Annotated in this window: 31 protein-coding genes; 20 read left to right on the forward strand and 11 right to left on the reverse strand. The window is 53.9% G+C overall.

Annotated elements, in window-relative coordinates:
- Positions 1 to 130 precede the first annotated feature (130 nt).
- The 3 genes from rhaD (at position 131) to rhaM (ending at position 2,492) form a co-directional block, all read left to right on the forward strand.
- A complete protein-coding gene (rhaD, locus tag OGW16_RS01710; protein ID WP_286517632.1) occupies positions 131 to 958 on the forward strand; it encodes a rhamnulose-1-phosphate aldolase in 828 nt (275 codons plus the stop codon).
- 74 nt (positions 959 to 1,032) lie between these two features.
- Complete coding sequence (gene fucO / locus OGW16_RS01715) at positions 1,033 to 2,181, forward strand: lactaldehyde reductase (protein ID WP_043018898.1); 1,149 nt, start codon at positions 1,033 to 1,035, stop codon at positions 2,179 to 2,181.
- Positions 2,178 to 2,492 carry an L-rhamnose mutarotase gene (rhaM, locus tag OGW16_RS01720; protein WP_043018897.1) on the forward strand — a complete coding sequence of 105 codons (315 nt, stop codon included), beginning with the start codon at positions 2,178 to 2,180 and terminating at the stop codon, positions 2,490 to 2,492. The genes fucO and rhaM overlap by 4 nt, the downstream gene beginning before the upstream one ends.
- 84 nt (positions 2,493 to 2,576) lie before the next feature.
- On the opposite strand, the gene OGW16_RS01725 is transcribed toward rhaM, so the two are convergent.
- Complete coding sequence (locus tag OGW16_RS01725; RefSeq protein ID WP_003825255.1) at positions 2,577 to 3,125, reverse strand: helix-turn-helix domain-containing protein; 549 nt, start codon at positions 3,123 to 3,125, stop codon at positions 2,577 to 2,579.
- 101 nt (positions 3,126 to 3,226) lie between these two features.
- Between OGW16_RS01725 and OGW16_RS01730 the strand changes: the two genes are divergently transcribed.
- The 6 genes from OGW16_RS01730 (at position 3,227) to OGW16_RS01755 (ending at position 9,099) form a co-directional block, all read left to right on the forward strand.
- Positions 3,227 to 3,886: an AzlC family ABC transporter permease gene (locus OGW16_RS01730; RefSeq protein ID WP_080625898.1), complete on the forward strand. Its 660-nt coding sequence runs from the start codon at positions 3,227 to 3,229 to the stop codon at positions 3,884 to 3,886.
- A complete protein-coding gene (locus OGW16_RS01735) occupies positions 3,886 to 4,209 on the forward strand; it encodes an AzlD domain-containing protein (RefSeq protein WP_003847885.1) in 324 nt (107 codons plus the stop codon). The genes OGW16_RS01730 and OGW16_RS01735 overlap by 1 nt, the downstream gene beginning before the upstream one ends.
- Positions 4,210 to 4,391: 182 nt before the next feature.
- The gene (locus OGW16_RS01740; protein WP_043018895.1) at positions 4,392 to 4,838 is read left to right on the forward strand and encodes a PTS fructose transporter subunit IIA; all 447 of its coding nucleotides are present in this window, start codon (positions 4,392 to 4,394) and stop codon (positions 4,836 to 4,838) included.
- 10 nt (positions 4,839 to 4,848) lie between these two features.
- Positions 4,849 to 6,294: a PTS fructose-like transporter subunit IIBC gene (locus OGW16_RS01745; RefSeq protein WP_075145407.1), complete on the forward strand. Its 1,446-nt coding sequence runs from the start codon at positions 4,849 to 4,851 to the stop codon at positions 6,292 to 6,294.
- Complete coding sequence (locus OGW16_RS01750; RefSeq protein ID WP_213733662.1) at positions 6,284 to 7,354, forward strand: aminopeptidase; 1,071 nt, start codon at positions 6,284 to 6,286, stop codon at positions 7,352 to 7,354. The genes OGW16_RS01745 and OGW16_RS01750 overlap by 11 nt, the downstream gene beginning before the upstream one ends.
- Positions 7,354 to 9,099 carry a putative frv operon regulatory protein gene (locus OGW16_RS01755; protein ID WP_213733663.1) on the forward strand — a complete coding sequence of 582 codons (1,746 nt, stop codon included), beginning with the start codon at positions 7,354 to 7,356 and terminating at the stop codon, positions 9,097 to 9,099. The genes OGW16_RS01750 and OGW16_RS01755 overlap by 1 nt, the downstream gene beginning before the upstream one ends.
- A 56-nt stretch (positions 9,100 to 9,155) precedes the next feature.
- Here OGW16_RS01755 and OGW16_RS01760 read toward each other — a convergent pair whose 3' ends face one another.
- Positions 9,156 to 9,368, reverse strand: a complete 213-nt coding sequence (locus OGW16_RS01760) for a YdgH/BhsA/McbA family protein (protein ID WP_003825262.1) — start codon at positions 9,366 to 9,368, stop codon at positions 9,156 to 9,158.
- 129 nt (positions 9,369 to 9,497) lie between these two features.
- Here OGW16_RS01760 and OGW16_RS01765 point away from each other — a divergent pair, with 129 nt between their 5' ends.
- Together OGW16_RS01765 and OGW16_RS01770 are read left to right on the forward strand one after the other, a co-directional pair.
- The gene (locus tag OGW16_RS01765; RefSeq protein WP_043018891.1) at positions 9,498 to 10,019 is read left to right on the forward strand and encodes a Crp/Fnr family transcriptional regulator; all 522 of its coding nucleotides are present in this window, start codon (positions 9,498 to 9,500) and stop codon (positions 10,017 to 10,019) included.
- A gap of 58 nt (positions 10,020 to 10,077) precedes the next feature.
- The gene (locus OGW16_RS01770) at positions 10,078 to 10,584 is read left to right on the forward strand and encodes a YgjV family protein (protein WP_286517637.1); all 507 of its coding nucleotides are present in this window, start codon (positions 10,078 to 10,080) and stop codon (positions 10,582 to 10,584) included.
- Here the strand turns inward: OGW16_RS01770 and fdhD are convergent.
- The gene (fdhD, locus tag OGW16_RS01775; protein WP_072033901.1) at positions 10,551 to 11,387 is read right to left on the reverse strand and encodes a formate dehydrogenase accessory sulfurtransferase FdhD; all 837 of its coding nucleotides are present in this window, start codon (positions 11,385 to 11,387) and stop codon (positions 10,551 to 10,553) included. The genes OGW16_RS01770 and fdhD overlap by 34 nt on opposite strands.
- Before the next feature lie 194 nt (positions 11,388 to 11,581).
- Here fdhD and fdnG point away from each other — a divergent pair, with 194 nt between their 5' ends.
- From fdnG to fdhE, 4 genes are read left to right on the forward strand one after another with little or no spacing between them, the layout of a single operon-like run.
- Entirely contained in the window at positions 11,582 to 14,632 is a 3,051-nt protein-coding gene (gene fdnG / locus OGW16_RS01780; protein ID WP_100193805.1) for a formate dehydrogenase-N subunit alpha, read from the forward strand.
- 12 nt (positions 14,633 to 14,644) lie between these two features.
- The gene (gene fdoH / locus OGW16_RS01785) at positions 14,645 to 15,547 is read left to right on the forward strand and encodes a formate dehydrogenase O subunit beta (RefSeq protein WP_003028691.1); all 903 of its coding nucleotides are present in this window, start codon (positions 14,645 to 14,647) and stop codon (positions 15,545 to 15,547) included.
- Positions 15,544 to 16,179, forward strand: coding sequence for a formate dehydrogenase cytochrome b556 subunit (gene fdoI, locus OGW16_RS01790; RefSeq protein WP_003028686.1), 636 nt, complete (start codon positions 15,544 to 15,546; stop codon positions 16,177 to 16,179). The genes fdoH and fdoI overlap by 4 nt, the downstream gene beginning before the upstream one ends.
- Positions 16,176 to 17,105 carry a formate dehydrogenase accessory protein FdhE gene (gene fdhE, locus OGW16_RS01795; protein ID WP_043018887.1) on the forward strand — a complete coding sequence of 310 codons (930 nt, stop codon included), beginning with the start codon at positions 16,176 to 16,178 and terminating at the stop codon, positions 17,103 to 17,105. The genes fdoI and fdhE overlap by 4 nt, the downstream gene beginning before the upstream one ends.
- Before the next feature lie 36 nt (positions 17,106 to 17,141).
- Here the strand turns inward: fdhE and OGW16_RS01800 are convergent, their stop codons facing one another.
- Entirely contained in the window at positions 17,142 to 17,516 is a 375-nt protein-coding gene (locus OGW16_RS01800) for a type II toxin-antitoxin system VapC family toxin (protein ID WP_213733664.1), read from the reverse strand.
- Entirely contained in the window at positions 17,516 to 17,758 is a 243-nt protein-coding gene (locus OGW16_RS01805; protein ID WP_043018956.1) for a ribbon-helix-helix domain-containing protein, read from the reverse strand. Before OGW16_RS01805 ends, OGW16_RS01800 begins: the two co-directional genes overlap by 1 nt.
- Positions 17,759 to 17,963: 205 nt before the next feature.
- On the opposite strand from OGW16_RS01805, the gene OGW16_RS01810 reads away from it, so the two are divergent.
- The 3 genes from OGW16_RS01810 to OGW16_RS01820 all read left to right on the forward strand — a co-directional run bounded on the left by OGW16_RS01810 (position 17,964) and on the right by OGW16_RS01820 (position 19,459).
- On the forward strand, positions 17,964 to 18,872 hold the full coding sequence (locus OGW16_RS01810; protein ID WP_080625903.1) for an alpha/beta hydrolase: 909 nt from the start codon (positions 17,964 to 17,966) through the stop codon (positions 18,870 to 18,872).
- Between the two features lie 64 nt (positions 18,873 to 18,936).
- On the forward strand, positions 18,937 to 19,179 hold the full coding sequence (locus tag OGW16_RS01815; RefSeq protein ID WP_003825282.1) for a type II toxin-antitoxin system ParD family antitoxin: 243 nt from the start codon (positions 18,937 to 18,939) through the stop codon (positions 19,177 to 19,179).
- Entirely contained in the window at positions 19,172 to 19,459 is a 288-nt protein-coding gene (locus tag OGW16_RS01820) for a type II toxin-antitoxin system RelE/ParE family toxin (RefSeq protein WP_003825284.1), read from the forward strand. The genes OGW16_RS01815 and OGW16_RS01820 overlap by 8 nt, the downstream gene beginning before the upstream one ends.
- A 5-nt stretch (positions 19,460 to 19,464) precedes the next feature.
- Here OGW16_RS01820 and fabY read toward each other — a convergent pair whose 3' ends face one another.
- The 6 genes from fabY to OGW16_RS01850 form a co-directional block, all read right to left on the reverse strand.
- Complete coding sequence (fabY, locus tag OGW16_RS01825) at positions 19,465 to 20,406, reverse strand: fatty acid biosynthesis protein FabY (protein WP_003825286.1); 942 nt, start codon at positions 20,404 to 20,406, stop codon at positions 19,465 to 19,467.
- A 44-nt stretch (positions 20,407 to 20,450) separates the two neighbouring features.
- A complete protein-coding gene (gene dtd, locus OGW16_RS01830) occupies positions 20,451 to 20,888 on the reverse strand; it encodes a D-aminoacyl-tRNA deacylase (protein WP_003028671.1) in 438 nt (145 codons plus the stop codon).
- Entirely contained in the window at positions 20,885 to 21,757 is an 873-nt protein-coding gene (locus OGW16_RS01835) for a virulence factor BrkB family protein (protein ID WP_043018884.1), read from the reverse strand. Before OGW16_RS01835 ends, dtd begins: the two co-directional genes overlap by 4 nt.
- Positions 21,751 to 22,350: a glucose-1-phosphatase gene (yihX, locus tag OGW16_RS01840; RefSeq protein WP_043018883.1), complete on the reverse strand. Its 600-nt coding sequence runs from the start codon at positions 22,348 to 22,350 to the stop codon at positions 21,751 to 21,753. The genes OGW16_RS01835 and yihX overlap by 7 nt, the downstream gene beginning before the upstream one ends.
- Before the next feature lie 105 nt (positions 22,351 to 22,455).
- The gene (locus OGW16_RS01845) at positions 22,456 to 23,259 is read right to left on the reverse strand and encodes a DeoR/GlpR family DNA-binding transcription regulator (protein WP_075145417.1); all 804 of its coding nucleotides are present in this window, start codon (positions 23,257 to 23,259) and stop codon (positions 22,456 to 22,458) included.
- Positions 23,260 to 23,292: 33 nt separating this feature from the next.
- Positions 23,293 to 24,189: a sugar kinase gene (locus tag OGW16_RS01850; RefSeq protein ID WP_181634182.1), complete on the reverse strand. Its 897-nt coding sequence runs from the start codon at positions 24,187 to 24,189 to the stop codon at positions 23,293 to 23,295.
- A gap of 166 nt (positions 24,190 to 24,355) precedes the next feature.
- On the opposite strand from OGW16_RS01850, the gene yihU reads away from it, so the two are divergent.
- Both yihU and yihT read left to right on the forward strand, forming a co-directional pair.
- Positions 24,356 to 25,252, forward strand: a complete 897-nt coding sequence (gene yihU / locus OGW16_RS01855; RefSeq protein ID WP_075145418.1) for a sulfolactaldehyde 3-reductase — start codon at positions 24,356 to 24,358, stop codon at positions 25,250 to 25,252.
- A 10-nt stretch (positions 25,253 to 25,262) separates the two neighbouring features.
- Positions 25,263 to 26,141 (forward strand): sulfofructosephosphate aldolase, encoded by an 879-nt coding sequence (yihT, locus tag OGW16_RS01860; protein ID WP_023217875.1) that lies wholly within the window; start codon positions 25,263 to 25,265, stop codon positions 26,139 to 26,141.

Consider the following 26,141-nt stretch of genomic DNA (forward strand, 5'->3'; position numbering starts at 1 on the left):
CTTGTAGGCCGGAGAAGACGCCCCGCGTCGCCATCCGGCAATGAATGAAACACGATTGCCGGATGGCGCTTCGCTTATCCGGCAATCGTAAGACCCGATAACGTTCGGGCAATAAACAGGAACACCGAAGATGCAAAACATTACTACTTCCTGGTTCGTCCAGGGGATGATCAAAGCCACTTCTGATGCGTGGCTGAAAGGCTGGGACGAGCGTAACGGCGGCAACCTGACGCTGCGTCTGGATGAGGCAGACATTGCACCGTTTAGCGCCGATTTCCATAAAGAACCACGCTATATCGCGCTAAGTCAGCCAATGCCATTGCTGGCGAACACGCCGTTTATCGTCACCGGTTCCGGCAAATTTTTCCGTAACGTTCAGCTCGATCCCGCGGCAAATTTGGGCGTGGTGAAAGTAGACAGCGACGGCGCGGGCTACCATATCCTGTGGGGCCTGACCCACGAGGCCGTACCAACCTCTGAACTGCCAGCTCACTTCCTCTCCCACTGCGAACGTATTAAAGCGACGAACGGCAAAGACCGCGTGATCATGCACTGCCACGCCACCAACCTGATCGCCCTGACCTACGTGCTGGAAAACAACACCGCGCTGATTACCCGCAAACTGTGGGAAGGCAGCACCGAGTGCCTGGTGGTATTCCCGGATGGCGTCGGCATTCTGCCGTGGATGGTGCCGGGTACGGATGAAATCGGCCAGGCGACAGCCGAGGAAATGCAGAAACACTCGCTGGTACTGTGGCCGTTCCACGGCGTGTTCGGCAGCGGACCTACCCTCGACGAGGCGTTCGGTTTGATCGATACCGCAGAGAAATCCGCCGAGGTTCTGGTCAAAATCTATTCGATGGGCGGTATGAAGCAGACCATCACGCGCGAAGAACTGATAGCCCTTGGCAAACGTTTTGGCGTGACGCCGCTGGCAAGCGCCGTAGAGCTGTACTGATACCTCCCAACCCAACGCCGGATGCGGCTTCACTTTATCCGGCCTACAGGATTTTATTGTTAAGGAGAATAGTGATGAGCTTTATGTTGGCACTGCCAAAAATTAGCCTGCATGGCGCCGGCGCGATTGCCGATATGGTGGATCTCGTGGCGAATAAACAATGGGGCAAAGCGCTGATCGTCACCGATGGTCAACTGGTGAAGCTGGGCCTGCTGGACAGCCTGTTTGCCGCGCTGGATGAACATCAAATGTCTTACCACCTGTTTGATGAGGTGTTCCCGAACCCGACAGAGGAGCTGGTGCAGCAGGGTTTTGCAGCATATCAGGGCGCAGAATGTGACTACATTATCGCTTTCGGCGGCGGCAGCCCGATCGATACCGCTAAAGCGGTGAAGATCCTGACCGCCAACCCAGGCCCTTCTACCGCTTACTCCGGCGTGGGCAAAGTGAAAAATGCGGGCGTACCGCTGGTCGCCATCAACACCACTGCCGGTACGGCAGCAGAAATGACCAGCAACGCGGTTATTATCGACTCTGCGCGCAAGGTCAAAGAGGTGATCATCGACCCGAATATCATCCCGGATATCGCCGTGGATGATGCCAGCGTCATGCTGGAAATCCCGGCCTCCGTCACCGCTGCAACCGGCATGGACGCCCTGACCCACGCGGTGGAAGCCTATGTTTCCGTTGGTGCGCATCCGCTTACCGATGCCAACGCGCTGGAAGCGATTCGCCTGATCAATCTGTGGCTACCAAAAGCGGTCGACGAGGGCCATAACCTCGAAGCCCGCGAGCAAATGGCGTTTGGTCAGTATCTGGCGGGTATGGCATTTAACAGCGCCGGTCTGGGTCTGGTGCATGCGCTGGCTCATCAGCCGGGCGCAACCCACAATCTGCCGCACGGCGTCTGCAACGCCATCCTGCTGCCGGTAATCGAAAACTTTAACCGCCCAAACGCGGTGGCGCGCTTTGCCCGCGTGGCGCAGGCAATGGGCGTCGATACCCGTGGCATGAGCGATGAAGCGGCAAGCATGGAGGCCATCAAGGCGATTCGAGCACTCAGCAAGCGTGTCGGTATTCCTGCGGGCTTTAGCTCCCTTGGCGTGACCAAAGAAGATATTGAAGGCTGGCTGGACAAAGCATTGGCCGATCCGTGTGCGCCGTGCAACCCGCGTACCGCCAGCCGCGACGAGGTCCGCGAGCTGTATCTGGAGGCGTTATGATCCGCAAGGCCTTTGTGATGCAGGTAAATGCCGACGCGCACGTTGAATATCAACGTCGGCACAATCCCATCTGGCCAGAACTGGAAGCGGTGCTGAAAGAACACGGCGCCCATCACTACGCGATTTATCTCGATCGGGAGCGCAATCTGCTGTTCGCCACCGTCGAGATTGAGTCCGAAGCGCGCTGGGACGCTGTCGCCAGCACCGACGTTTGCCAGCGTTGGTGGAAGCATATGCGTGACGTAATGCCGGCAAACCCGGACAACAGCCCGGTTAGCGCAGAGCTGAAAGAGGTGTTCTATCTGCAGTAAGTCGTGTGCCCGGTGGTGCAAGCTTACCGGGCACACGGTTTTATTTTTTGTAGGCCGGATAAGCGATAGCGCCATCCGGCAATTTCAATTCTGCTCAGAAACCAGAATCGCCTGGGTGTCAGGCTCCAGTGCTTTAAAGATATGCGCCCGATCGGCGGGGTAACAAATGTAGTCGCCCTCACCTAACTCTTCCGGCGCTTCCGTCAACCCCACCATCGCCTTGCCCTGCGTCACGATGATATGTTCAACCGATCCCGGCGGATGCGGCTGTGAAATACGATCCGCGCCCGGCTGCGTCAGCAACAGATAAATATCCCGCCGCGCGCCCGGTGGGCAGGCGGCCAGTAAAATGGCCTGATAGTGGGCCTGTTCCGCCACGACTTTTGTCCCTTCGCCGCGGCGAATCACCTGCGTTTTTTGCTCCTGCGGCTCCAGCAGGCGCGCAAAGGGAATGTCCAACGCCACACACAGCGACCAGAGCGTTTCCAGGCTAGGATTGCCATTGCCCGCTTCCAACTGTGAGAGCGTCGATTTTGCAATCCCCGCACGACGGGCAATCTCCGCCAGCGACAAACCGGTGCGCTGACGTTCACGCACCAGGCTTTTCGCGATCATACTGATGGGCTGGGTCATTCACGACTCCATGTTTTTTATATCGAACGAATCGTTCGACTTGTAAAGTTAACTGCTCCCGTTCATTATAATGGAAATTCGTTCGATATGGCTAAAACGGTATGAAACATTATTTTTCCAGTCTCAAAGGCGACACGCTGAAAGCAATATTTCTCGTCTGTCTGGCTGTCGGCGTTGTCGGCATGTCGTACGGCTCGCTGGCGATGGCTTACGGCTTCCCGCTGTGGGTACCGTTTGTACTCTCTATTACGGTACTGGCGGGGGCGTCCGAGTTTATGTTTATCGGCATCGTCGCCAGCGGTGGTAACCCACTGGCGGCTGCGGCTGCCGGTTTACTGGTCAACGCCCGACACGTGCCGTTTGGCGTCACGGTGCGCGATCTGGTGGGCAATCGGGCCGCCAGTTTCCTCGGCTGCCATATCATGAACGACGAAAGCGTGGTTTTTGGCCTGTCGCAAAAAACGCCCGAACAACGTAAAGCCGCCTACTGGATTTGCGGTCTGGGCGTCGCGATTTTCTGGCCTGTTGGTACACTGATCGGCGCGGGCGTCGGCAAACTGCTCCCCGCACCGGAAACCATCGGCCTGGATGCCGTCTTCCCTGCCATTCTGCTGGCTTTGGTCGTCCCGGCATTCAAAAACCGCACCACGCTGATTCGCGCCTGTAGCGGCGCCGGGCTGTCGCTTGCCGCCATTCCCTTTGCGCCGGTCGGTTTGCCAGTTCTGCTTTCACTGTTCGGCTTACTGACGAGGAAAAAATAATGGGTAACATGACGCTGTTTATCGTCGGTATCGCCATCTTATCTCTGGGAACCTATTTAATGCGTTTAGGAGGAGCGAAGCTTGGGAGCCGTTTAGCGTTCTCAGAACGCTCGCAGGCGCTGCTTTCCGACGCCGCAACGGTATTACTGTTCTCCGTGGCGCTGGCGACCACCTTTTACGAAGGCGAACATTTTGCCGGTATGGCGCGGGTTCTTGGGGTTGGCTTCGCGGTATTTCTCGCCTGGCGCAAGCTGCCGCTAATCGTGGTGATTGTTGCCGCCGCGGTGGTGACCGCGTTGTTAAGGATGGCGGGAATACACTAAAAAAATAATTACCCTGGCGAAATATTCATCAGGGTAATCGCCTGTAGCGTTGTGTGTTTTACCCCACAAAACCACGCGCTAACTCGGCCTCAAATTGTCACTCCACGCTGACATATTGCCGCTCATCTCTTCGCCATCTCGCCGTTAGAATCAAATCAAATAGTTTTAACGGAGCCCCCCACATGACAACCCTTACAGCTAACTGCATTGACCTGAATATTCAGGGGAATAGCGTGTATGCCATCCTCAAGCAATTGGCAGATATGGCGTTTCAGAATGGCTATGTCTCCGATCGCAGCACTTTCCTGCAAACGCTATTGCTGCGCGAAAAGCTGCATTCCACCGGCTTTGGCTCGGGTATTGCCGTCCCGCACGGTAAGAGCGCCTGCATCAGGCAGCCCTTTGTGTTGTTCGCGCGCAAATCAGAAAACGTGGACTGGAAAGCCAGCGACGGCGAGGACGTCAACTGCTGGATCTGCCTCGGTGTACCGCAAACCGGCGAGGACGATCAGGTCAAAATCATCGGCACCCTGTGCCGCAAAATCATTCATCAGGATTTCATCGATCAACTGAAGCAAGGTGACACCAGCCAGGTGCTCGCCCTGCTTAATCAGACCTTAACCTCATAAGGAAGCGGCTATGGAGTCATCCTTACGTTTAGTGGCGATCACCAACTGTCCGGCGGGGATCGCCCACACTTATATGGTGGCAGAGGCGCTGGAGCAAAAAGCGCGCTCGCTCGGCCACACGATTAAAGTCGAAACCCAGGGCTCAAGCGGCGTCGAAAACCGCCTGAGCAATGAAGAGATTGCCGCAGCCGATTATGTCATTCTGGCCACCGGTCGCGGCCTGAGCGGCGAAGACCGGGCGCGTTTTGCCGGGAAAAAAGTCTATGAAATCGCCATTTCCCAGGCGCTAAAAAATATCGACCTGATTTTTACGCAGTTACCGACGCATTCCCAACTTTTCGCCGCCGATAGCAGCGTGAAGCTGGGAAAACAGGAGGTCCAGCACGGTAGCGTAATGAGCCACCTGATGGCGGGCGTTTCCGCCGCGCTGCCGTTTGTTATCGGCGGCGGTATTCTGGTCGCCATCGCCAATATGCTGGTACAGTTCGGTTTGCCCTATACCGATATGTCGAAAGGCGCGCCGTCGTTCACCTGGATTGTTGAATCGATCGGCTATCTGGGCTTTACCTTTATGATCCCGATTATGGGGGCATATATTGCCTGGTCGATTGCCGATAAACCCGCTTTTGCCCCAGCATTTCTGGTGTGTTATCTGGCGAACGATAAAGGCCTGCTGGGTACGCAGTCCGGCGCAGGATTTCTCGGCGCGGTCGTACTCGGGCTGGCAATTGGCTACTTTGTCCTGTGGTTTCGCAAGGTTCGCCTCGGCAAAGCGCTACAGCCACTGCTTGGTTCTATGCTGATCCCGTTTGTCACTTTACTGGTGTTCGGCGTACTGACTTACTACGTCATCGGCCCGGTGATGTCCGACATCATGGGCGGTCTGCTGCACTTCCTGAACACCATTCCGCCATCCATGAAAATGGGCGCGGCCTTCCTCGTTGGTGCGATGCTGGCGTTTGATATGGGCGGGCCAATCAATAAAACGGCCTGGTTCTTCTGCTTCTCGCTGCTGGAAAAACATATCTATGACTGGTACGCCATCGTCGGCGTGGTGGCGCTGATGCCGCCCGTCGCGGCGGGAATCGCTACCTATTTAGCGCCCAAACTGTTTACCCAACAGGAGAAGGCCGCCGCCAGCAGTGCGATTGTCGTCGGCGCCACCGTCGCCACCGAGCCGGCCATCCCCTACGCACTGGCCGCGCCGCTGCCGATGATTACCGCCAATACGCTCTCCGGTGGCATTACCGGCATGCTGGTTATCGCCTTTGGAATCAAACGCCTCGCGCCGGGTTTAGGTATCTTTGATCCGCTGATTGGCCTGATGTCTCCGGTGGGATCATTTTACCTGGTGCTGGCTATCGGTCTGGCACTGAACATTTCGTTAATTATCATCCTGAAAGGGTTGTGGCTGAAACGTAAAGCCGCGCAGCAGGAGCTTGCCCATGAACATTGAGTTACTTCAGCAGCTATGCGAAGCCAGCGCCGTCAGCGGCGATGAACAGGAAGTTCGTACTCTTCTCATTAACGCGCTGGAATCCAGCGTCGATGAAATCACCTTCGACGGCCTCGGTAGCTTTGTCGCCCGCAAAGGCAACCGCGGGCCGAAGGTGGCGGTTGTCGGCCATATGGATGAAGTCGGCTTTATGGTCACGCATATCGACGAGAGCGGATTTTTGCGCTTCACCACCATTGGTGGTTGGTGGAGCCAGTCGATGCTCAATCATCGGGTCTCTATCCGTACCCGTAAAGGCGTTAAAATCCCTGGCATCATCGGCTCCGTGGCGCCGCATGCTTTGACGGAAAAGCAGAAACAGCAGCCGCTGACCTTTGACGAGATGTTTATCGATATTGGCGCTAACAGCCACGAAGAAGTAGAAAAATACGGGATTGCGATCGGTGACTTCATTAGCCCGGAAGCCAATTTCGCTCGCTGGGGCGAAGATAAGATCGTCGGTAAAGCGCTGGATAACCGCGTCGGCTGCGCCCTGATGGCTGAGCTTTTACAAACCGTCGATAACCCCGACATTACCCTGTACGGCGTGGGCAGCGTGGAAGAAGAGGTGGGGCTGCGCGGAGCGCAAACCTCGGCCGAGCATATCAAGCCCGACGTGGTGATCGTGCTGGATACCGCAGTTGCGGGCGATGTGCCCGGAATCGACGCCATCAAATACCCGCTCAAGCTTGGTGAGGGTCCTGGTCTGATGCTGTTCGATAAGCGCTATTTCCCGAATCAACAACTGGTCGCCACATTAAAAGAGTGTGCAGAAAGCAGCGGTGCGTCATTGCAGCTCTGTACTATGAAAACCGGGGCGACGGACGGCGGACGCTATAACGTTATGGGAGGGGGTCGTCCGGTGGCGGCACTCTGCCTGCCGACACGTTATCTCCACGCCAACAGCGGCATGATTTCCGCATCGGATTACAACGCGCTGTTTACCCTGGTGCGCGAACTGCTCACCGCGCTGACGGCCGAAAAGGTCTGCGCGCTCACTGATTTTCGCCAGGAGAGTTAATGCTATCGGAACGCCAGTTAAAGATTGTCGATCTCCTCGAACAGCAGCCGTGTTCGCTGGGCGAGCTGGCGCGGCAAACTGGCGTGTCGGGCAGAACCATCCTGCGCGATATTGATTACCTCAACTTTACCCTCAGCGGTAAGGCCCGCATTCAGCCCGGTGGTGGTGCAGGATATCAGTTGGAAATTGTCGACAGACGCGGTTATTTTCAGCTTCTGCAACGCCATGATAATGATGACCGGTTGCTGGCCTTTCTTCTGCTTAATACCTTTACACCCCGCGTACAGCTGGCTTCAGCACTCAATTTACCTGAAACCTGGGTGGCCGATCGTCTCCCGCGTTTGAAACAGCGCTATGAGCGCGCCTTTTGTCTTGCCAGCCGCCCGGGAGTCGGTCATTTCATTGATGAACCAGAAGAAAAGCGCATAATCCTGCTGGCAAATCTGCTTAAAAAAGATCCACTCTTAATTCCACTGCCAGGTATTACCCGAGACAACATCGACAGGCTCAACACTGCATGTGAAAAACTTGATGAATTCCCGTTCATCTCGGGAGAGTACCTGGCAAGTCTGGTGCTGGCAGTCTACGCCCTGCGTAATCAGCTCACCGGATCGTGGCCGGAGTGTCGGTATATATCACTGAAAAATGCGGTGGAACAAGGAGGAGTCTACCTGGGCGAAAACGCTTTCAGAACCCTGATCGGTCTTCTGGAAATCAGGCAACGTCAGGCAATGACCATCTCGGCCAATGCGGTGACCTGCTTGTTAAAAAGCGTTCCCGGCATTGCCGCGTTGAACGTTATCGATGCCCAACTGGTTGAAAATATTACCGGCCACCTGCTGAGATGCGTCTCTGCCCCGGTTTGGGTACCGGAGCATCGCCAGAGCAGTATGCATAACCTGAAGTCTACCTGGCCTGCCGCTTTCGATTTGAGTTTGCGTTTTATCGCCCTGTTGCGCGAAAAACTGGATATCCCGCTGTTCGATAGCGATCTCATCGGGCTTTACTTCGCCTGTGCGCTGGAGCGGCATCAAAACGAGCGTCAGCCGGTCATTTTATTATCCGACCAGAATGCTATCGCCACCATCAACCAACAGGCTATTGAGCGGGATGTCCTGAATTGTCGGGTGATCATTGCGCGAAATACAAGTGAAGTCAGCGCCATCAGCGAAGAAATCACCCCGCTGTTAATCGTCAACAATAGTCACTATCTGCTTGATGAATCTCTAAAAAATACATTAACTATCAAGAATATTATCACCGCAGCGGGTACCGAGCAGATCAAACACTTTCTTGCGACGGCCTTTATCCGCCAGCAGCCCGAACGTTTCTTTTTACAGCAGGGCTGCTTCCATTACGCCAATATGAAGGCCGAAAGCTGGCAGAGTATCATCGGTCGGATCTGCGGCCAGCTTGTGGCTCAGGGCCATATCACTGAGGACGAAGCGCTACGCATTTGCGCCCGGGAGCATGAAGGTGAAAACCTGATAGTGAATCGCCTGGCGATTCCTCATTGCTGGAGCGAACAGGAGCGTCGTTTCCGCGGTTTCTTTATCACCCTCGCGCAGCCCATTTTGGTGAATAACGAACCGGTCAGTCATGTCCTGATCGCCTGTGCCGCCGCTGAGGCGCGGCATGAACTAAAAATCTTCAGTTATTTATCCAGCGTACTGAGCAGCCATCAGGCTGATACTATTGCGGGATTGACCGGATATGAAGCGTTTATTGCATTGCTCAGGCAGTAAATATCAGAAATGAAAAAAGCGCCTCAAGGGCGCTCTTTCGACAGTACTAAGGTATCTTATTTCAGCAGTTCTGCGGTCATGTGCACGCGGTTGCCGGTGTAAGCCTGAGTGATTTTATAATCGCTGGCGCCTGCACGTTCAGCCTGAGCGGCAATTTTTGCTTCAGCGCTTTCCAGCGTAGAACCGGTTGCGGTAACGGTCTGAGCAGCGAAAGAACCGAAAGAAGTAGCCAGAGCGATAACTGCGACAAAAGTTTTGATGCTTTTCATGATATAAACCCTTTAACTAAGTTGTTTGAGTAAGGCACCGTGCCTTGATGTGATAAATAATAGGCTGATAATCGAACAACTAAAAGCGGAATGATTTGCCAGTCTCATTCAAATTATTTGAGAGATAAGATGTCACATAATCGGGAATCACAATGGCTTGCAGGCAGCCGAAGAAAAACGCAACCGGCGGGAAGTTGGTTACTGCGTCAGGGTGAACCGCAAAGTAAAATTCATCTTTTACATCATGGCGTTGCACGTGCGGTGTATCACGCAGACAGTGGCGTTGAAAGGGTTAAAGAGTTCTACTTTGCCGGGGAATACTGCTTTTTGTACCTGAACTGGCTAACCAACACGCCTGCTGATTACAGTCTGCAAATGATCGCCGCTGGCGAAACCAGTGAAATACCGCTGGCGTTGCTGGATGCGCCGGAAAATCAGGATATTAGGACCCAGCTACTGGTCCAGCAGTTGATCTATAAAGAGAAAAAAGAACAAATGCTGCTGCTCAATACCCCAGAGCAACGCTACCAGTACGTACAAACACACTTCCCGGACTGGGAGTCGCAGCTCACTCAGCGCGATCTCGCCAACTATATCGGCATTACTCCCGTTAGCCTGTCTCGTATTCGCCAGCGTCTTAACAAAGGTTAACGCCTTACGTTGATGCGTCGATTATTGTCCCGTCACTCTTCAATTGTTGGCGCACATTATGAACGCATTTCTCCTCTCTCAGATTCTGGCTGGCATCAGCTTTTTGTTGGATATTTCCGCTTTTCATTTTCAGCGCCGGGCTATCACCTTATCTCTGCTCACCAGTTCCACTTCCCTGTTGGCTATCCATTTCTATCTTTTGGATCAACACGCTGCAGCTGGGTTAATGATCATTGCCGCATGCCGCTACGCGACGGCCATCGTCACGTTTCACCGCTGGGCGATGTGGGGATTTATGCTGGGATCGCTGCTGTGTAGCGTTTATCTTTGGCAAAATCTGTCGAGTATTTTGCCGCTGATGGGAAGCCTGCTGATGACCTTTGCGTCGTTTCAAAAACGCAGCGGAAAACTACGGGGTTACACATTGTGCGGTAGCCTGTGTTGGCTACTGAACAATATGATTATCGGCTCGCCAGTTGCCGTAATCATGGAACTGGCATTTTCAGGCAGCATTCTGGCCGCCTGGTGGCGTCACAGCGCGATCAGACGTTGCGGATGCGTGTAGACCGTCGCCCTGCCCGGTTTGCAAAAACCCACCAGCGTCAGGTTACAGCGTTCGGCAACTTCCACGGCAAGCGTGGTCGCCGCAGAGACGGCAAACAGAATTTCCACGCCGCACATTGCCGACTTCTGCACCATCTCGTAGCTGGCGCGGCTGGAGACTAATACTGCGCCTTGCTGCCAGACCTCCCCTTCGATTGCGCGTCGCCCCAGCAGTTTATCCAGCGCAACATGACGCCCGACATCTTCATGCCCACCCGCCAGATGACCTGACGGCTGAACCCAGGCAGCCGCGTGCGTGCAGCCTGTCAGTTGCCCAACAGGTTGGAAATCAGGGAGATGCCGTAAAGCGTTATCGAGATGCCCCAGATCGAATGTCTGGGTAAACGGCAGCGGCTGGACCGGCTTGCCAATATCATTAAGCTGTTCCACACCACAAACACCGCAGCCGGTGCGACCGGCCAGAGCGCGACGACGTTCTTTCAGCCCCATAAAGCGACGGCTGGACAACTCAACCTGCACTTCCAATCCGTTGCAGGAAGGCACTACGTCCATCGCGTAAATATCTTGTGGGGACTCAATGATGCCCTCAGAAAGTGAAAAACCTATCGCGAAGTGCTCAAGATCTTTCGGTGATGCCATCATCACCACGTGTGAAATCCCGTTGAATACCAGCGCCACAGGCACTTCTTCAGCTACCTCATCAGGCTGAGGATGTTGCAAATCCTCGCGTTTCCAGAGGGTCAACTGACGAGATCCTGTCGGAGATGTCACATTCTTGATGTTTTCTTGAATAATCTTATTCACTTTCTTTTAACCATATTGGAACACACATACCAACATTGTGGTATTCTTTACAAACCCCTCCTGGACGGAGGGAAATTCACCCAATTCTGGACCTTTGCGGTCCCGTCCGCAAAGAAAAATAACAACCACTTCCCTCGCGTTCGCGTTATAGAAAAGCGGAGGGAACGTGACAATGTCGAAACAAGGAGCGAACCATGCAGGTCAGCAGAAGGCAGTTCTTTAAGATCTGCGCTGGCGGTATGGCAGGCACCACGGCAGCGGCACTGGGCTTTGCACCCGGCGTAGCGCTCGCGGAAACACGGCAATATAAACTGCTGCGCACCCGTGAAACCCGTAACACCTGCACTTACTGTTCCGTTGGCTGTGGACTGTTAATGTACAGCCTCGGTGACGGAGCTAAAAACGCCAAAGCATCCATCTTCCATATCGAAGGGGACCCGGATCACCCGGTGAACCGTGGCGCGCTGTGCCCGAAAGGGGCAGGACTTGTGGACTTCATCCACTCCGAAAGCCGCCTGAAATTCCCGGAATACCGCGCACCAGGCTCTGATAAGTGGCAACAGATTAGCTGGGATGAGGCATTTGACCGCATCGCTAAGCTGATGAAAGAAGACCGCGACGCTAACTACGTTGCACAAAACGCCGAAGGCGTAACCGTTAACCGCTGGCTTTCCACCGGGATGCTGTGTGCTTCCGCTTCCAGTAACGAAACCGGCTATTTAACGCAAAAATTCTCCCGCGCGCTCGGTATGCTCGCGGTCGACAACCAGGCACGCGTCTGACACGGACCAACGGTAGCAAGTCTTGCTCCAACATTTGGTCGCGGTGCGATGACCAACCACTGGGTCGACATTAAAAACGCCAACCTCGTTGTGGTGATGGGCGGTAACGCCGCTGAAGCTCACCCGGTCGGATTCCGCTGGGCGATGGAAGCCAAAATTCACAACGGCGCGAAGCTGATTGTTATCGATCCGCGCTTTACGCGAACCGCCGCGGTAGCTGATTTCTATGCTCCGATTCGTTCCGGTACTGACATTGCTTTCCTGTCAGGCGTCTTGCTGTACCTGCTGAACAACGAAAAATTCAACCGCGAATACACTGAGGCCTATACCAACGCCAGCCTGATCGTGCGTGAGGATTACGGTTTCGAAGATGGCCTGTTCACCGGCTACGACGCGGATAAACGCAAGTATGACAAAACCAGCTGGAACTACGAACTGGATGAAAAAGGCTTCGCCAAACGCGACGTCACCCTGCAACATCCGCGCTGCGTGTGGAACCTGCTGAAACAGCACGTCTCCCGCTACACGCCGGACGTCGTAGAAAACATCTGCGGGACGCCAAAGGCCGACTTCCTGAAGGTCTGTGAGTACATCGCAGAAACAAGCGCCAAAGATAAAACCGCGTCGTTCCTGTACGCCCTGGGCTGGACGCAACACTCCGTGGGTGCGCAGAACATCCGTACCATGGCGATGATCCAGTTGCTGCTTGGCAATATGGGGATGGCAGGCGGCGGCGTTAACGCCCTGCGCGGTCACTCCAACATTCAGGGTTTGACCGACTTAGGCCTGCTGTCACAAAGCCTGCCAGGCTATATGACGCTGCCGAGCGAAAAACAGACTGACCTGCAAACCTATCTTGCCGCCAACACACCAAAACCGTTGCTGGAAGGTCAGGTGAACTACTGGGGCAACTATCCGAAATTCTTCGTTTCGATGATGAAAGCCTTCTTTGGCGATAAAGCGACAGCGGAAAACAGCTGGGGCTTCGACTGGCTGCCGAAGTGGGATAAAGGGTACGACGTCCTGCAGTACTTCGAGATGATGAACCAGGGCAAAGTGAATGGCTATATCTGCCAGGGCTTTAACCCGGTCGCGTCATTCCCGAATAAAAACAAAGTTGTGGCTTCACTGTCCAAACTGAAGTTCCTGGTCACTATCGACCCACTCAACACTGAGACTTCCACCTTCTGGCAGAACCACGGTGAGTCGAACGATGTTGACCCGTCGAAAATCCAGACCGAAGTATTCCGTCTGCCATCCACCTGCTTCGCCGAAGAGAATGGTTCTATCGTCAACTCCGGTCGCTGGCTGCAGTGGCACTGGAAAGGCGCTGATGCCCCAGGGATTGCCGTTACCGATGGCGAAATCCTCGCTGGTATCTTCTTACGCCTGCGTAAGATGTATGCCGAGCAGGGTGGCGCGAACCCGGAACAGGTGCTGAGCATGACCTGGAACTACTCCACCCCGCACGAACCGGCTTCGGAAGAAGTGGCGATGGAGAGTAACGGTAAAGCGCTGGCCGACATTACCGACCCGGCAACCGGTGCGGTTATCGTCAAGAAAGGCCAACAGCTTAGCTCGTTCGCCCAACTGCGTGACGATGGCACGACCTCCAGCGGCTGCTGGATTTTTGCCGGTAGCTGGACGCCGGAAGGCAACCAGATGGCGCGTCGCGATAATGCCGACCCGTCAGGCCTTGGCAATACGCTGGGCTGGGCATGGGCGTGGCCGCTCAACCGACGTATTCTGTACAACCGCGCCTCTGCTGACCCGCAGGGGAATCCGTGGGATCCAAAACGTCAGATCCTGAAATGGGACGGGGCAAAATGGAGCGGGATGGATATTCCGGACTACAGCGCCGCCGCACCGGGCAGCAACGTTGGGCCGTTCATCATGCAGCCGGAAGGGATGGGACGCCTGTTTGCTATCGATAAGATGGCGGAAGGTCCGTTCCCGGAACACTACGAGCCGTTTGAAACGCCGCTGGGCACTAACCCGCTGCACCCGAACGTTATCTCTAACCCTGCCGCACGTATCTTTAAAGGTGACGCGGAAGCACTGGGTAAAGCAGATAAGTTCCCGTACGTCGGTACGACCTACCGTCTGACCGAGCACTTCCACTACTGGACCAAGCACGCGCTGCTGAACGCCATCGCTCAGCCGGAACAGTTTGTGGAAATTGGCGAGAAGCTGGCGAATAAGCTCGGTATCTCCCATGGCGATACCGTCAAAGTCTCCTCTAACCGCGGCTACATTAAGGCCAAAGCGGTGGTGACTAAACGTATTCGCACGCTGAAGGCTAACGGTAAGGATATCGACACTATCGGTATTCCGATTCACTGGGGCTACGAAGGTGTGGCGAAAAAAGGCTTTATCGCTAACACGTTAACGCCATTCGTCGGTGATGCGAACACGCAGACGCCGGAATTTAAGTCCTTCCTCGTGAACGTGGAAAAGGTGTAACGGAGACGACCTATGGCTTATCAATCGCAAGACATCATTCGTCGTTCCGCCACTAACGGTTTCACCCCCGCGCCTCAGGCGCGGGACCATCAGGAAGAGGTGGCGAAGCTTATCGACGTCACCACCTGTATCGGCTGTAAAGCGTGTCAGGTGGCGTGTTCTGAATGGAACGACATCCGTGATGAAGTGGGTAACAACGTTGGGGTGTACGACAACCCGGCTGATTTGACCGCTAAATCCTGGACGGTAATGCGCTTCTCAGAAGTGGAACAAAACGACAAACTGGAATGGCTTATCCGCAAGGATGGCTGTATGCACTGTGCCGATCCGGGCTGCCTGAAGGCGTGTCCGGCTGAAGGCGCAATCATTCAGTATGCCAACGGGATCGTCGACTTCCAGTCCGAGCAGTGCATCGGCTGTGGCTACTGTATCGCGGGCTGTCCGTTCGACGTACCGCGCCTCAACCCGGAAGACAACCGCGTCTACAAATGTACGCTGTGCGTTGACCGCGTGGTGGTCGGGCAAGAACCGGCCTGCGTGAAAACCTGCCCAACCGGCGCCATTCATTTCGGCACCAAAGAGTCGATGAAAACGCTGGCCGGCGAGCGCGTAGCGGAGCTGAAAACGCGTGGTTACGAAAACGCGGGTCTGTACGATCCGGCAGGCGTTGGCGGTACGCACGTAATGTACGTATTGCACCATGCCGACAAGCCGAATCTGTACCACGGTCTGCCGGAGAACCCGGAAATCAGCGCCACCGTGAAATTCTGGAAAGGCATCTGGAAACCTCTCGCAGCCGTCGGCTTTGCAGCGACATTTGCGGCCAGTATCTTCCACTACGTCGGCGTAGGCCCGAACCGTGCGGAAGAGGAAGAAGACAATCTGCATGAAGAAAAAGACGAGGTGCGCAAATGAAACGACGTGACACCATCGTGCGCTACACGGCGCCGGAACGCATCAACCACTGGATCACCGCCTTCTGCTTCATTCTGGCGGCAGTGAGCGGGATGGGCTTTCTCTTCCCATCTTTTAACTGGCTGATGCACATCATGGGCACTCCGCAACTGGCGCGAATTGTGCACCCGTTTGTCGGCGTGATCATGTTTGCCTCGTTTATCATCATGTTTTTCCGTTACTGGCACCACAATCTAATCAATCGGGATGATATCTTTTGGGCGAAGAATATTCGTAAGATTGTCGTCAACGAGGAAGTAGGTGACACGGGACGTTATAACTTCGGCCAGAAATGCGTATTCTGGGCGGCGATTATCTTCCTGGTCCTGTTGCTGGTGAGCGGAGTGGTCATCTGGCGTCCGTATTTTGCGCCTGCTTTCTCAATCCCGGTGATCCGATTCGCGTTAATGCTGCATTCATTTGCCGCAGTAGCGTTAATTGTGGTTATCATGGTGCACATTTACGCCGCCCTTTGGGTGAAAGGCACCATTACCGCGATGGTGGAAGGATGGGTTACCAGCTCATGGGCGAAGAAACATCACCCGCGCTGGTACCGTGAAGTCCGCCAGAAACAGGAAAAGTCATCTGAATGAGTATTCGCATAATCCCGCAAGATGAGCTGGAGAAGAGCGAGAAACGCACGGCGGATATGATTCCGCCGTTATTATTCCCCAGACTCAAAAATTTGTATAACCGCCGCGCTGAGCGTCTGCGCGAGCTGGCCGAGAACAACCCGCTTGGCGATTATCTGCGCTTTGCCGCGCTGATCGCACACGCGCAGGAAGTGGTGTTGTACGACCATCCGCTGCAGATAGATCTGACCGCTCGCATCAAAGAAGCGAACGATCAGGGCAAACCGCCGCTGGACATTCACGTCCTGCCACGCGACAAGCACTGGCAAAAACTGCTGCAATCGTTAATTGCTGAGCTGAAGCCGGAGATGAGCGGCCCTGCACTAGCCGTGATCGAGAATCTGGAAAAAGCCTCAGAGCAGGAACTGGAGCTGATGGCCAGCGCGCTGTTTGCCTCTGATTTCGCCTCCGTCAGCAGCGACAAAGCGCCGTTCATTTGGGCTGCCCTGTCGCTCTACTGGGCGCAGATGGCAAGCCTGATCCCCGGCAAAGCCCGTGCGGAATACGGTGAACAGCGTCAGTACTGCCCGGTGTGTGGTTCAATGCCGGTCTCCAGCATGGTGCAAATCGGTACCACTCAGGGGCTGCGCTATCTGCACTGCAACCTGTGTGAAACCGAGTGGCACGTGGTGCGCGTGAAGTGCAGCAACTGCGAACAGAGCCGTGATTTGAACTACTGGTCGCTGGATAACGAACAGGCAGCGATTAAAGCTGAAAGCTGCGGCGACTGCGGGACTTACCTGAAGATTCTCTATCAGGAAAAAGACCCGAAAGTTGAGGCAGTAGCTGACGATCTCGCTTCACTGATGCTGGACGCTCACATGGAGCAAGAGGGCTTCGCCCGCAGCTCCATCAACCCGTTCTTATTCCCGGGTGAAGGGGAGTAAGTTCTCCGTACCACCGGGCGGCGTAGGTCGCCCGGGTTATAACGCATACGGCGTGACCACGCCTGATATGCCTGCAAAATCCTTGGTATTACGCGTAACCAATGTAAGACGATGAATCTGCGCAGTGGCCAAAATAATGGCATCCGGCAATTTCATCCCATGCTCCTGTCTGATACTCACGCTTCGTTCAGCAATATCCTGTGAAATGTCGATCACGTTAAAAGCGCCTAGCGCAACGCGAGTAAGGGCTTCCTGATGGTATTTTTTTGCGCCCACCATCACCTCCATCCATGTAATGAGGCTGATTGCATTCTGCGGCGGCCATGTTTCTATCGCCAGTTTTGCTTCATTTCTCCCGCTAAACAGATCGATGAGGATGTTGGTATCAAAAAGAGCTGATCCTTTGACCATTACCATTCCTCACGGAGTTTACGCTGGTATTCAACACCATCTTCCTCACAGCCTTGCCACAGCCCAAGAGCACGTGAAATTGTTGTTTCAGCCTGATCCTGCCTCTCAAGATACTGTTCAACGGCCTCCCGCAAGAGTTCTGCTCGCGGCAGGTTGCGCTGAACCTTGAGATCATCAAGACGTTTAATCACCTCATCTGATAAATCGAGTAAAATTCTGCCCATATCCATCCCAGCCATCATACTCACATATACCTCCAGTATATCATCAGCGATTAATTTCCACACAACATACACCTGAGAAAAGTGGGAAAGTAGCCTTCACGCGAACGATTTTTATTTTTGCGAGCCGCTTTCCAGAATCATACCCGCCCCCTTTTTTCCCATTTTCATTCGTGAGTATCCAGGTTATAAAACTGTATATATATACAGATAAGGAGAATAATAAATGGCACTGGAAAACGGGATTGCACAGCTTGTTGAGGCATTTATCGCGGCGGGACGCCCTTCTTCACGCGAGCAGAATATTGATGACCGGAGAGCAGGCTACATCGCCAGCACTGCACTGGCAGGAGAAACTGAAACACGCGTACAGGTTGAAGATATTGAACTCGATGCCATGACGTTTCGCGTTGTTTCGCCGCGGGGCAGCACAGGAAATCTCCCCTGCGTTATCTATTATCACGGCGGCTGCTTTGTCAGCGGTGGATTCGCCACGCATGATAATCAGCTAAGGCAGCTCGCCTGGTACAGCGGCTGTCGGGTGATTGCGGTGCAATATCGCCTCGCGCCAGAGCACACCTTCCCGGCAGCACATAACGATGCTGAATCGGGGGCTAATATTATCTGGAAGTATGCCCAGAAACTGGGAGTCGACCGCAGCAACATTACGCTTGCCGGTGACAGCGCGGGCGGGCATCTGGCGCTGGTCACCGCACTACGCCTGAAAGCTAGCGGACAATGGCAACCTGCGCAGCTTATGTTGATCTACCCGATGCTGGACGCAACCGTCAGGTTTGCGAGCTATGACCATAATGGACAGGATTACATTATCACCCGCGACACGCTGCTGTCGGGCTACGAGATGTATATGCCGCAAACCGATCCACTGCATCCCGAAGTCAGCCCACTCTGGCGCGAAGACTTCAACGGTTTGCCGCCCACGCACATCATTACAGCTGAATTCGACCCACTGCGAGATGAAGGCGAGGCCCTGTATCAACGGTTCCAGGAGCAGGGCGTGGAGTGCACTTGCCAACGCTATCTCGGCGTTATCCACGGATTTTTCCAGTTGGCTGGGGTGAGTCAGGCAGCACGAAGCATTATGCGGGATGTGGCCTGGCGGCTAGGTCAGTAAGGTTGTTCATGTTTTCGTCCACGGGTGCTATCTTGTGTGAATAGATAACACAAAGGACAAACCTATGCCCAGAACTACCAGCATTACGATTGGCGAGCATCTCGATCGTTTTATTAACGAAATGATTGAAAGTGGGCGCTATGGTTCCACCAGCGAAGTTGTCCGTTCAGCATTACGTTTACTGGAAGAACAAGAATTGCGAAACAACGCATTACGCGACGCGCTGGAGGATGGGATACACAGCGGCACAAGCGACCTGACTCTACAGGAGGTCGCGCACAGGAAAAAGCGCAGTCTGAATGTATAAACTCTCTAATCAGGCAGTCGAAGACTTTGAATCTATCTATGAATACACCTGGAGAAAATTCGGTTATCAGCAGGCGGATAAATACACGACTGAGATGGAACAGCTTTTTTTACTGTTAGAGAAAAACGCTTTGATGGGACACAACTGTTCTGCGATTAAGGAAGGTACCCGTCAATACAATCATCGACAGCATGCGATTTTTTATCAAAATGCGGATTATGGCATTTTCATAATCCGCATTTTACATCAGCAAATGAACCCAATATTGCATTTCAGCTAGAAGGCCTACTCTTCCTCGTTCCCGCCCTCTTCATATGCGCCAAACGGTTTTGCGGGTAGCACAATGTAGGTGCCTTCAAACACAACGCCCGGCGTGTCATCGCCAAATACCCCGACCTGCATCTGAACGCGCGCCTTGCGGCCTCTTGCCAGACGGTCCAGGTCACCGCTCAGCGAGCCCAGGTCGGCGATGGCGGTAGGCTTCCCGGTGATCGGCCTGCTGTATCGGATATGCGCGTCCGCGAGGATTATGGTCCCGCCCAGATGGCGCTCGCGCAACATTAGCCAGATAAGCCCCCAGCCCGTTAACGTCGCCAGTGAAAACAGGCTTCCGGCAAACAGCGTATGGTGCGGGTTCTGATTACCGGTCTCGGGCATCGTGGTAATAAATTTCTGCCCGGTGTACTGCTGAATGCGCACGCCCATTTTCTCACTCAAGGGAATATGTTCGTACCAGGCTTGCTGTAACTGTCCGCACCAGTCGCCGCGATGGAGAATATCGTCCAGCGTCGCGATGGGCTTAATCATCAAAAAGTGGCGCACCGGTGTGGTTTGCGGCGTGGTGATTTCTCCCTGGCTCACAAACCCAAGTTTGGCGAAAAATTCGACCGCATCTTCACGGGCGCTACAGGTTACGCGCTTTACCCCTTCCTGACGCGCCACAGACTCCAGGGTCATCGCCATCAGCGTGCCCAACCCTTTCTCCTGTACGGAGGGGTCTACGGCCATAAAGCGTATCGAGGCTTCGTTATCCGCATTGATATACAAACGCCCAACCGCGACCAGATTCCCCTCTTCGTCCACCACCATCTGGTGATGCGCCATCGCATCCCAGGCATCCCGTTCGGAGCCTTTGGGCTGGTGCAAGGGTTTACGCAGCATCTCCCAGCGAAACTGGTAGTAACGCTCCAATTCTTCTTCTGTTTGCGGTACTCGAAGGTGATACATAGTCGTATTCTCTCTTGTTGCCCGCGGCCACACCGGTAGCTGGTTCATACTTGTAACCAGAACGTCACGGGACCATCATTAACCAGTGAAACCTGCATATCCGCAGCGAAACGACCGGTTTGCGTATTCATTTCCTGTTGGCGGCAACGCTCAACAAAGTACTCATACAGGGCTTCTGCCCGCTCGGGCGCTGCGCCTTTTGAAAAGCCCGGACGCATGCCGCGCTCAGTATCTGCCGCCAACGTAAATTGCGAGACCACCAGCACGCTGCCGCCTGACTGCTGCACATTCAGGTTCATTTTGCCTTCGGCATCGCTAAAGATTCGATAGCCGAGTACGCGTTCGCACAGGCGGTTCGCTTTTTGTTCGTCATCATCCCTTTCGACACCTAACAGGACTAAAAGTCCTGGGCCAATTTCACCCGTCACCTCGCCCTCCACGGTGACGCTGGCACGGGTTACGCGCTGAATTAATGCAATCATGGTTGCTCTGCTTCTTCTTGTTCTGCGGCTTGTTTAAGTTTGCGGTATTCCCCGAGAGTGACAGTTATTTCCGCGCCTAGCAAGACGATACACCACGTCCAGTATACCCAGACAAATAAAATGGGGATCACCGCCAGGACACCGTAAATGAGCTGATACGACGGGAACATCGTGATGTAGAGCGCAAATCCTTTCTTTCCGGCTTCGAACAACACGGCGGCCACAAAAGCGCCAATAACCGCATCACGATTGGGTACACGGGTTGTCGGTACAATGCTGTAAAGCAGCCAGAACGAGAGCCAGGAAAGCACCAGCGGGAAAATACGCAGAACGTTATCAATCACCGTGTTGAGATCGCTGGCCCAACGCAATGACAATAGATAAGAGCTGATCGCCAGACTGGCCCCCGCCAGCAGCGGCCCCAGCGTTAAAATCATCCAGTAAACGGCGAAAGAGTAAACTTTAGGGCGAGTGCGTTTACTGCGCCAGATAGTATTCAGCGCATTATCAATGGCATACATCAATAATAACGCCGTAACAATCAGCCCACATGCTCCAACGGCGGTCATTTTGTTCGAGTTGGCGACAAACTGTTCGATATAACGCTGGATAACGTCACCCGTCGCTGGGATAAAGTTTGCGAAAATAAAATGCCGCAGCTGGACACTAACGTCAGAAAACATCGGAAAGGCGGCGAAAAGAGCAAACACAACGGCAATAAGCGGCACTAATGAGAGCAATGAAACGTAGGCAAGATTCCCTGCCAGCGTCGTCATGTTGTCTTCATCAATCCGCTGCCATAGTAGCTTCAGCCAGGCCCGTACAGGACGCGTATGGTGCCTGGCTTGTTGCTGAACATTTTTTAGCATAACAACTTCGCGAAATAGTCAGGAATGGTCGTTTTATCGACGACCTGGATACTGGTAATCCCTAACCGATTGGCCCCTTCAATATTATCGGCGTTGTCGTCAAAAAAGATCGCATCTTGCGCAGAAAAACCTTCAGACTGCAGGACGTGCTGGTAAATCCGCGCTTCCGGTTTACGCATGCCCAGGTCCTGGGAAAGATAAATATGGTCAGCAGCCTGACGGATCTCAGGGTATTCATCTGGCCAAAACGTCGTGTGCAAACGGTTAGTATTCGACAAGACGACCACCCGATGCCCCTGCTCACGCAGCTTATGCATGATGTCGATAACCTCAGGGCGCAAGGCGACAAAAACGGCCTGCCAACCGTGAGAGAACTGCTCGTAACTGAGCGGCAACGCCATGTCATGGCATAGCGCCTCCGCAAAAGCTTCATCCGTTATTTCACCTCGCTCGTGCTGGTGAAAAGCCTCCCCCATGGTGAAACTTTGCTTTAACGAGGCCAGCGGTACACGGCTCAAATCGCTCCATGTGCCTAACACGCGATTGAAGTCGATATCGACAATCACATTACCCAAATCAAAGATATAGAGCATGCCCTTCTCCTTATTCGCCGTGGATGAATAACTGTAGCGGGAAAGGAGAAGTTTGACTATGTGAGAGTGATGACTACGAACTTATCGAGCCATCACTGGAGAGAATTACACGGCCAGAGCATCGTCCTGTGAAGGACTCACTTGCACAATTTCCACCTGCTGTGACTGGAGTAAATTATGCAATGAGGGACCTGGGTATTCATCGGTAAACAACGCGGTCACCTGAGACACGTTACCAATTTCTACCGCGGCAGAAGCCGTATATTTCGTATGATCCGCAGCCAGCAGAATGTGTCTTGAATGGGACATCATCGTTTTCACTACGCTGGCTTCATTGACATCAAACTCCAGTAGCGCGCCATCACTTTCAATCGCGCCAACGCTGGTAACCAGGTAGTCGGCCCGAAAATCAGCGACAAATGCCGAGGCAGAAGGGCCAATGATGCCACTGTTATGCGGACGTAACGTTCCCCCCGGCACCATGACTTCAAAACGTGGGTTGTTATACAGAATGTGCGCCACACGCAGGCTGTTGGTGATAATACGCAAATGATTATGGTTTAACAGTGCGCGCGCCACCTGCTCAACGGTGGTGCCAATGGTAATAAACACCGTTGACCCATCAGGAATGTAATCAGCCACCGCTTCCGCGATGGCTTTTTTCTCTTCCGTCCAGGAGACTTCACGCTGCTCAAACGCCGTATTCACCACGCTGGAAGCTCTACCCGCGCCACCATGATGACGGGTAATTAATCCCTGCTCGCTGAGTTTACGAATATCACGACGCACGGTTTGCGTGGACACGTCCAGCAGGCTGGCGAGCTCGTCGATGTTCATATAACCGCGCTCGCTAATCAGCATCAGCAGTTGATCGTGTCGCGGGTTACCGGTCAGTTCGGTAAGACTCATGAAATTTCCTCGAAAAACCATTGCCCTGGCATTTTATACAAAAAGTGACAGAAAAGATCGGGTTTGATCACAGTCAGGGATTCCGGCTCTTCCTCCCGGACGTGTACATTTTAGCGCAGCAACCCCGCTGGCGAACCTGACAGCCCCTTCCGGAGCATCGCCGTCAGCCAGGCTGAATGCGAGCGCACCGTGGAAAACATCCCCCGCCCCCGTTGTGTCAACGACGTCGACTTTAAATCCAGATTGATGCTGCAACGTATTATTTTTTATCCAGTCACAGCCTTCGCTCCCTCGTGTCACATAGACATGACCATTTGTGAGCGTTTGTGCTTGTTTCAGTCCAGCGACAGGATCGCTTATTCCGGTTAAACGCGCCAGACCAGGTTCAGAGAATGCAGCATGATCGCTTAACGCCACCAGTTCACTAATACCCTGTGGCGTTACATCGCCATCCAAAACCGTCATCACTCCCGCCTGACGCGCCAGCGTGAACGCCTGCCTGGCCCCTTCGTGCCAGCGAACATCCGCCAACACCACATCCCACTGGGAAAAATCGATCTCATTGAGCCAATCAGCTTCCGGCAGTAAATCCGGGCTGGGATAGTTAACGATAATCCGTTCACCTTGCGCATCAACCATAATCGCCGATTGCGAAGACTTTGCCCCCACGTAGCGCCGGGTGTAGCGGGTGTTTACCCCCAGGGATTCCAGCTCCGCCAGCAGGCTATTTCCGGTGTCGTCATCGCCCACACGGCCAATAAAGTCCACCTGTGCGCCCAGCTTCGCTGCAGCCACTGCAGCCGTTGCAGCAGGCCCACCGCCCACTTCCGTATAACGCTTCGCCACATACTTACCTCCTTCAGTCGGTAAACCTTCCACGTAATAGATGCGATCCATCACGGCAATACCTACACAAGCAATACGAATCATGGTCATTCCTTAGGCGTTTCAAGATGGGATCATTTTAATTTCACAAAATGTTTAAAAAGTGACGGCTGTCAATTTTTTGACCATAAATTACAAATACGATCAAAAACAGACAAAAACAAACGACCTTAAATGACAAAAAATGACATCCACGTCTCAGGAGAACGTTATGGCAGTTATAGCATTTATCGGATTAGGTCAGATGGGTTCACCCATGGCGAGCAACTTGCTGAAGCAGGGTCATCAACTCAGCGTCTTTGACGTTAACCCGGATGCCGTTCAGCGCCTGGTGGAAAAAGGAGCACAGCCTGCCAACAACCCGGCCCAGGCGGCAAAGGGGGCAGAATTTGTCATCACCATGCTGCCAAACGGCGATCTGGTGCGTAGCGTACTGTTCGGGGAGCAGGGTATCTGCGAAAGCCTCTCCCCGCAGGCGTTAGTGATTGATATGTCGACTATTCACCCACTGCAAACCGACAAGTTGATCGCCGATATGCGTGCCAAAGGTTTCGACATGATGGATTGCCCGGTTGGACGCACCTCCGATCACGCTATCGCGGGAACGCTGTTGCTGCTGGCAGGTGGAACGGCACAGCAGGTAGAACACGCCACATCAGTTCTGATGGCGATGGGTAATGAATTGATCAATGCAGGGGGTCCCGGCATGGGGATCCGCGTGAAGCTCATCAACAACTACATGAGTATTGCGCTAAATGCCCTGTCTGCTGAAGCCGCCGTGCTGTGCGAAGCGCTCGGCCTCTCCTTCGATGTGGCCTTAAAAGTGATGAGCGGAACGCCTGCCGGAAAAGGTCACTTCACCACCTCCTGGCCAAACAAAGTGCTGAAAGGCGATCTTTCCCCGGCCTTTATGATCGATTTAGCTCACAAGGATCTTGGCATCGCCCTGGACGTTGCCAACCAACTGCATGTGCCGATGCCGCTCGGCGCCGCCTCCCGCGAAGTCTATAACCAGGCACGCGCCGCTGGCCGTGGCCGGGAAGACTGGACGGCAATTCTCGAACAGGTTCGCGCATCCGCCGGGCTAAATAAACACACAGATAAGTAAGGACTGAACAATGACGAAGTACACCCTGAAAGATATCACCCGAGCTTCTGGCGGTTTTGCCATGCTGGCGGTCGATCAGCGCGAAGCCATGCGCTTAATGTTTGCCGCAGCGGGTGCAAAATCCCCGGTCAATGACAGCGTGCTGACCGATTTCAAGGTCAATGCGGCAAAGATCCTGTCCCCCTATGCCTCCGCCATTTTGGTCGACCAGCAGTTCTGCTACCGCCAGGTTGTAGAGCAAAACGCGGTCGCCAAAAGCTGCGCCATGATTGTGGCCGCTGATGAGTTCATTCCGGGTAACGGTATTCCGGTCGATAGCGTGGTGATTGATAAAAAAATCAACCCGCAAGCCGTGAAGCAAGATGGTGCTAAGGCTCTCAAACTGCTGGTGCTGTGGCGTAGCGATGAAGATGCTCAGCAGCGTCTTGATATGGTGAAAGAATTCAATGAGCTATGCCATTCCAATGGCCTGCTTAGCATCATCGAGCCGGTTGTTCGCCCACCGCGTCGTGGCGATAAGTTCGATCGCGAACAGGCCATTATCGATGCCGCAAAAGAACTGGGTGATAGCGGTGCCGATCTCTACAAGGTCGAAATGCCGCTGTACGGCAAAGGTACTCAACAAGAACTACTAAGCGCCTCTCAGCGCCTGAATGAAAACATCAACATGCCGTGGGTCATTCTCTCCTCTGGTGTGGATGAAAAACTGTTCCCGCGCGCAGTCAGCGTAGCAATGACCGCAGGCGCATCTGGCTTCCTGGCCGGACGTGCGGTCTGGTCATCGGTTGTTGGCCTGCCAGATACCGAACTGATGCTGCGTGATGTTTCCGCGCCTAAATTGCAACGTTTAGGTGACATTGTCGATGAAATGATGGCCCGTCGCCGCTAA

It is taken from the genome of Citrobacter sp. Ce104 (genome assembly GCF_030334595.1).
GTDB classification, from domain to species: domain Bacteria; phylum Pseudomonadota; class Gammaproteobacteria; order Enterobacterales; family Enterobacteriaceae; genus Citrobacter; species Citrobacter europaeus.

What these genes read in the sequence shown, in the direction of transcription:
- rhaD (WP_286517632.1), top strand. Translation starts at nt 131, where the DNA reads ATGCAAAACATTACTACTTCCTGGTTCGTCCAGGGGATGATCAAAGCC.
- fucO (WP_043018898.1), top strand. Translation starts at nt 1,033, where the DNA reads ATGAGCTTTATGTTGGCACTGCCAAAAATTAGCCTGCATGGCGCCGGC.
- rhaM (WP_043018897.1), top strand. Translation starts at nt 2,178, where the DNA reads ATGATCCGCAAGGCCTTTGTGATGCAGGTAAATGCCGACGCGCACGTT.
- OGW16_RS01725 (WP_003825255.1), bottom strand. Translation starts at nt 3,125, where the DNA reads ATGACCCAGCCCATCAGTATGATCGCGAAAAGCCTGGTGCGTGAACGT.
- OGW16_RS01730 (WP_080625898.1), top strand. Translation starts at nt 3,227, where the DNA reads ATGAAACATTATTTTTCCAGTCTCAAAGGCGACACGCTGAAAGCAATA.
- OGW16_RS01735 (WP_003847885.1), top strand. Translation starts at nt 3,886, where the DNA reads ATGGGTAACATGACGCTGTTTATCGTCGGTATCGCCATCTTATCTCTG.
- OGW16_RS01740 (WP_043018895.1), top strand. Translation starts at nt 4,392, where the DNA reads ATGACAACCCTTACAGCTAACTGCATTGACCTGAATATTCAGGGGAAT.
- OGW16_RS01745 (WP_075145407.1), top strand. Translation starts at nt 4,849, where the DNA reads ATGGAGTCATCCTTACGTTTAGTGGCGATCACCAACTGTCCGGCGGGG.
- OGW16_RS01750 (WP_213733662.1), top strand. Translation starts at nt 6,284, where the DNA reads ATGAACATTGAGTTACTTCAGCAGCTATGCGAAGCCAGCGCCGTCAGC.
- OGW16_RS01755 (WP_213733663.1), top strand. Translation starts at nt 7,354, where the DNA reads ATGCTATCGGAACGCCAGTTAAAGATTGTCGATCTCCTCGAACAGCAG.
- OGW16_RS01760 (WP_003825262.1), bottom strand. Translation starts at nt 9,368, where the DNA reads ATGAAAAGCATCAAAACTTTTGTCGCAGTTATCGCTCTGGCTACTTCT.
- OGW16_RS01765 (WP_043018891.1), top strand. Translation starts at nt 9,498, where the DNA reads ATGTCACATAATCGGGAATCACAATGGCTTGCAGGCAGCCGAAGAAAA.
- OGW16_RS01770 (WP_286517637.1), top strand. Translation starts at nt 10,078, where the DNA reads ATGAACGCATTTCTCCTCTCTCAGATTCTGGCTGGCATCAGCTTTTTG.
- fdoH (WP_003028691.1), top strand. Translation starts at nt 14,645, where the DNA reads ATGGCTTATCAATCGCAAGACATCATTCGTCGTTCCGCCACTAACGGT.
- fdoI (WP_003028686.1), top strand. Translation starts at nt 15,544, where the DNA reads ATGAAACGACGTGACACCATCGTGCGCTACACGGCGCCGGAACGCATC.
- fdhE (WP_043018887.1), top strand. Translation starts at nt 16,176, where the DNA reads ATGAGTATTCGCATAATCCCGCAAGATGAGCTGGAGAAGAGCGAGAAA.
- OGW16_RS01800 (WP_213733664.1), bottom strand. Translation starts at nt 17,516, where the DNA reads ATGGTCAAAGGATCAGCTCTTTTTGATACCAACATCCTCATCGATCTG.
- OGW16_RS01805 (WP_043018956.1), bottom strand. Translation starts at nt 17,758, where the DNA reads ATGATGGCTGGGATGGATATGGGCAGAATTTTACTCGATTTATCAGAT.
- OGW16_RS01810 (WP_080625903.1), top strand. Translation starts at nt 17,964, where the DNA reads ATGGCACTGGAAAACGGGATTGCACAGCTTGTTGAGGCATTTATCGCG.
- OGW16_RS01815 (WP_003825282.1), top strand. Translation starts at nt 18,937, where the DNA reads ATGCCCAGAACTACCAGCATTACGATTGGCGAGCATCTCGATCGTTTT.
- OGW16_RS01820 (WP_003825284.1), top strand. Translation starts at nt 19,172, where the DNA reads ATGTATAAACTCTCTAATCAGGCAGTCGAAGACTTTGAATCTATCTAT.
- fabY (WP_003825286.1), bottom strand. Translation starts at nt 20,406, where the DNA reads ATGTATCACCTTCGAGTACCGCAAACAGAAGAAGAATTGGAGCGTTAC.
- dtd (WP_003028671.1), bottom strand. Translation starts at nt 20,888, where the DNA reads ATGATTGCATTAATTCAGCGCGTAACCCGTGCCAGCGTCACCGTGGAG.
- OGW16_RS01835 (WP_043018884.1), bottom strand. Translation starts at nt 21,757, where the DNA reads ATGCTAAAAAATGTTCAGCAACAAGCCAGGCACCATACGCGTCCTGTA.
- yihX (WP_043018883.1), bottom strand. Translation starts at nt 22,350, where the DNA reads ATGCTCTATATCTTTGATTTGGGTAATGTGATTGTCGATATCGACTTC.
- OGW16_RS01845 (WP_075145417.1), bottom strand. Translation starts at nt 23,259, where the DNA reads ATGAGTCTTACCGAACTGACCGGTAACCCGCGACACGATCAACTGCTG.
- OGW16_RS01850 (WP_181634182.1), bottom strand. Translation starts at nt 24,189, where the DNA reads ATGATTCGTATTGCTTGTGTAGGTATTGCCGTGATGGATCGCATCTAT.
- yihU (WP_075145418.1), top strand. Translation starts at nt 24,356, where the DNA reads ATGGCAGTTATAGCATTTATCGGATTAGGTCAGATGGGTTCACCCATG.
- yihT (WP_023217875.1), top strand. Translation starts at nt 25,263, where the DNA reads ATGACGAAGTACACCCTGAAAGATATCACCCGAGCTTCTGGCGGTTTT.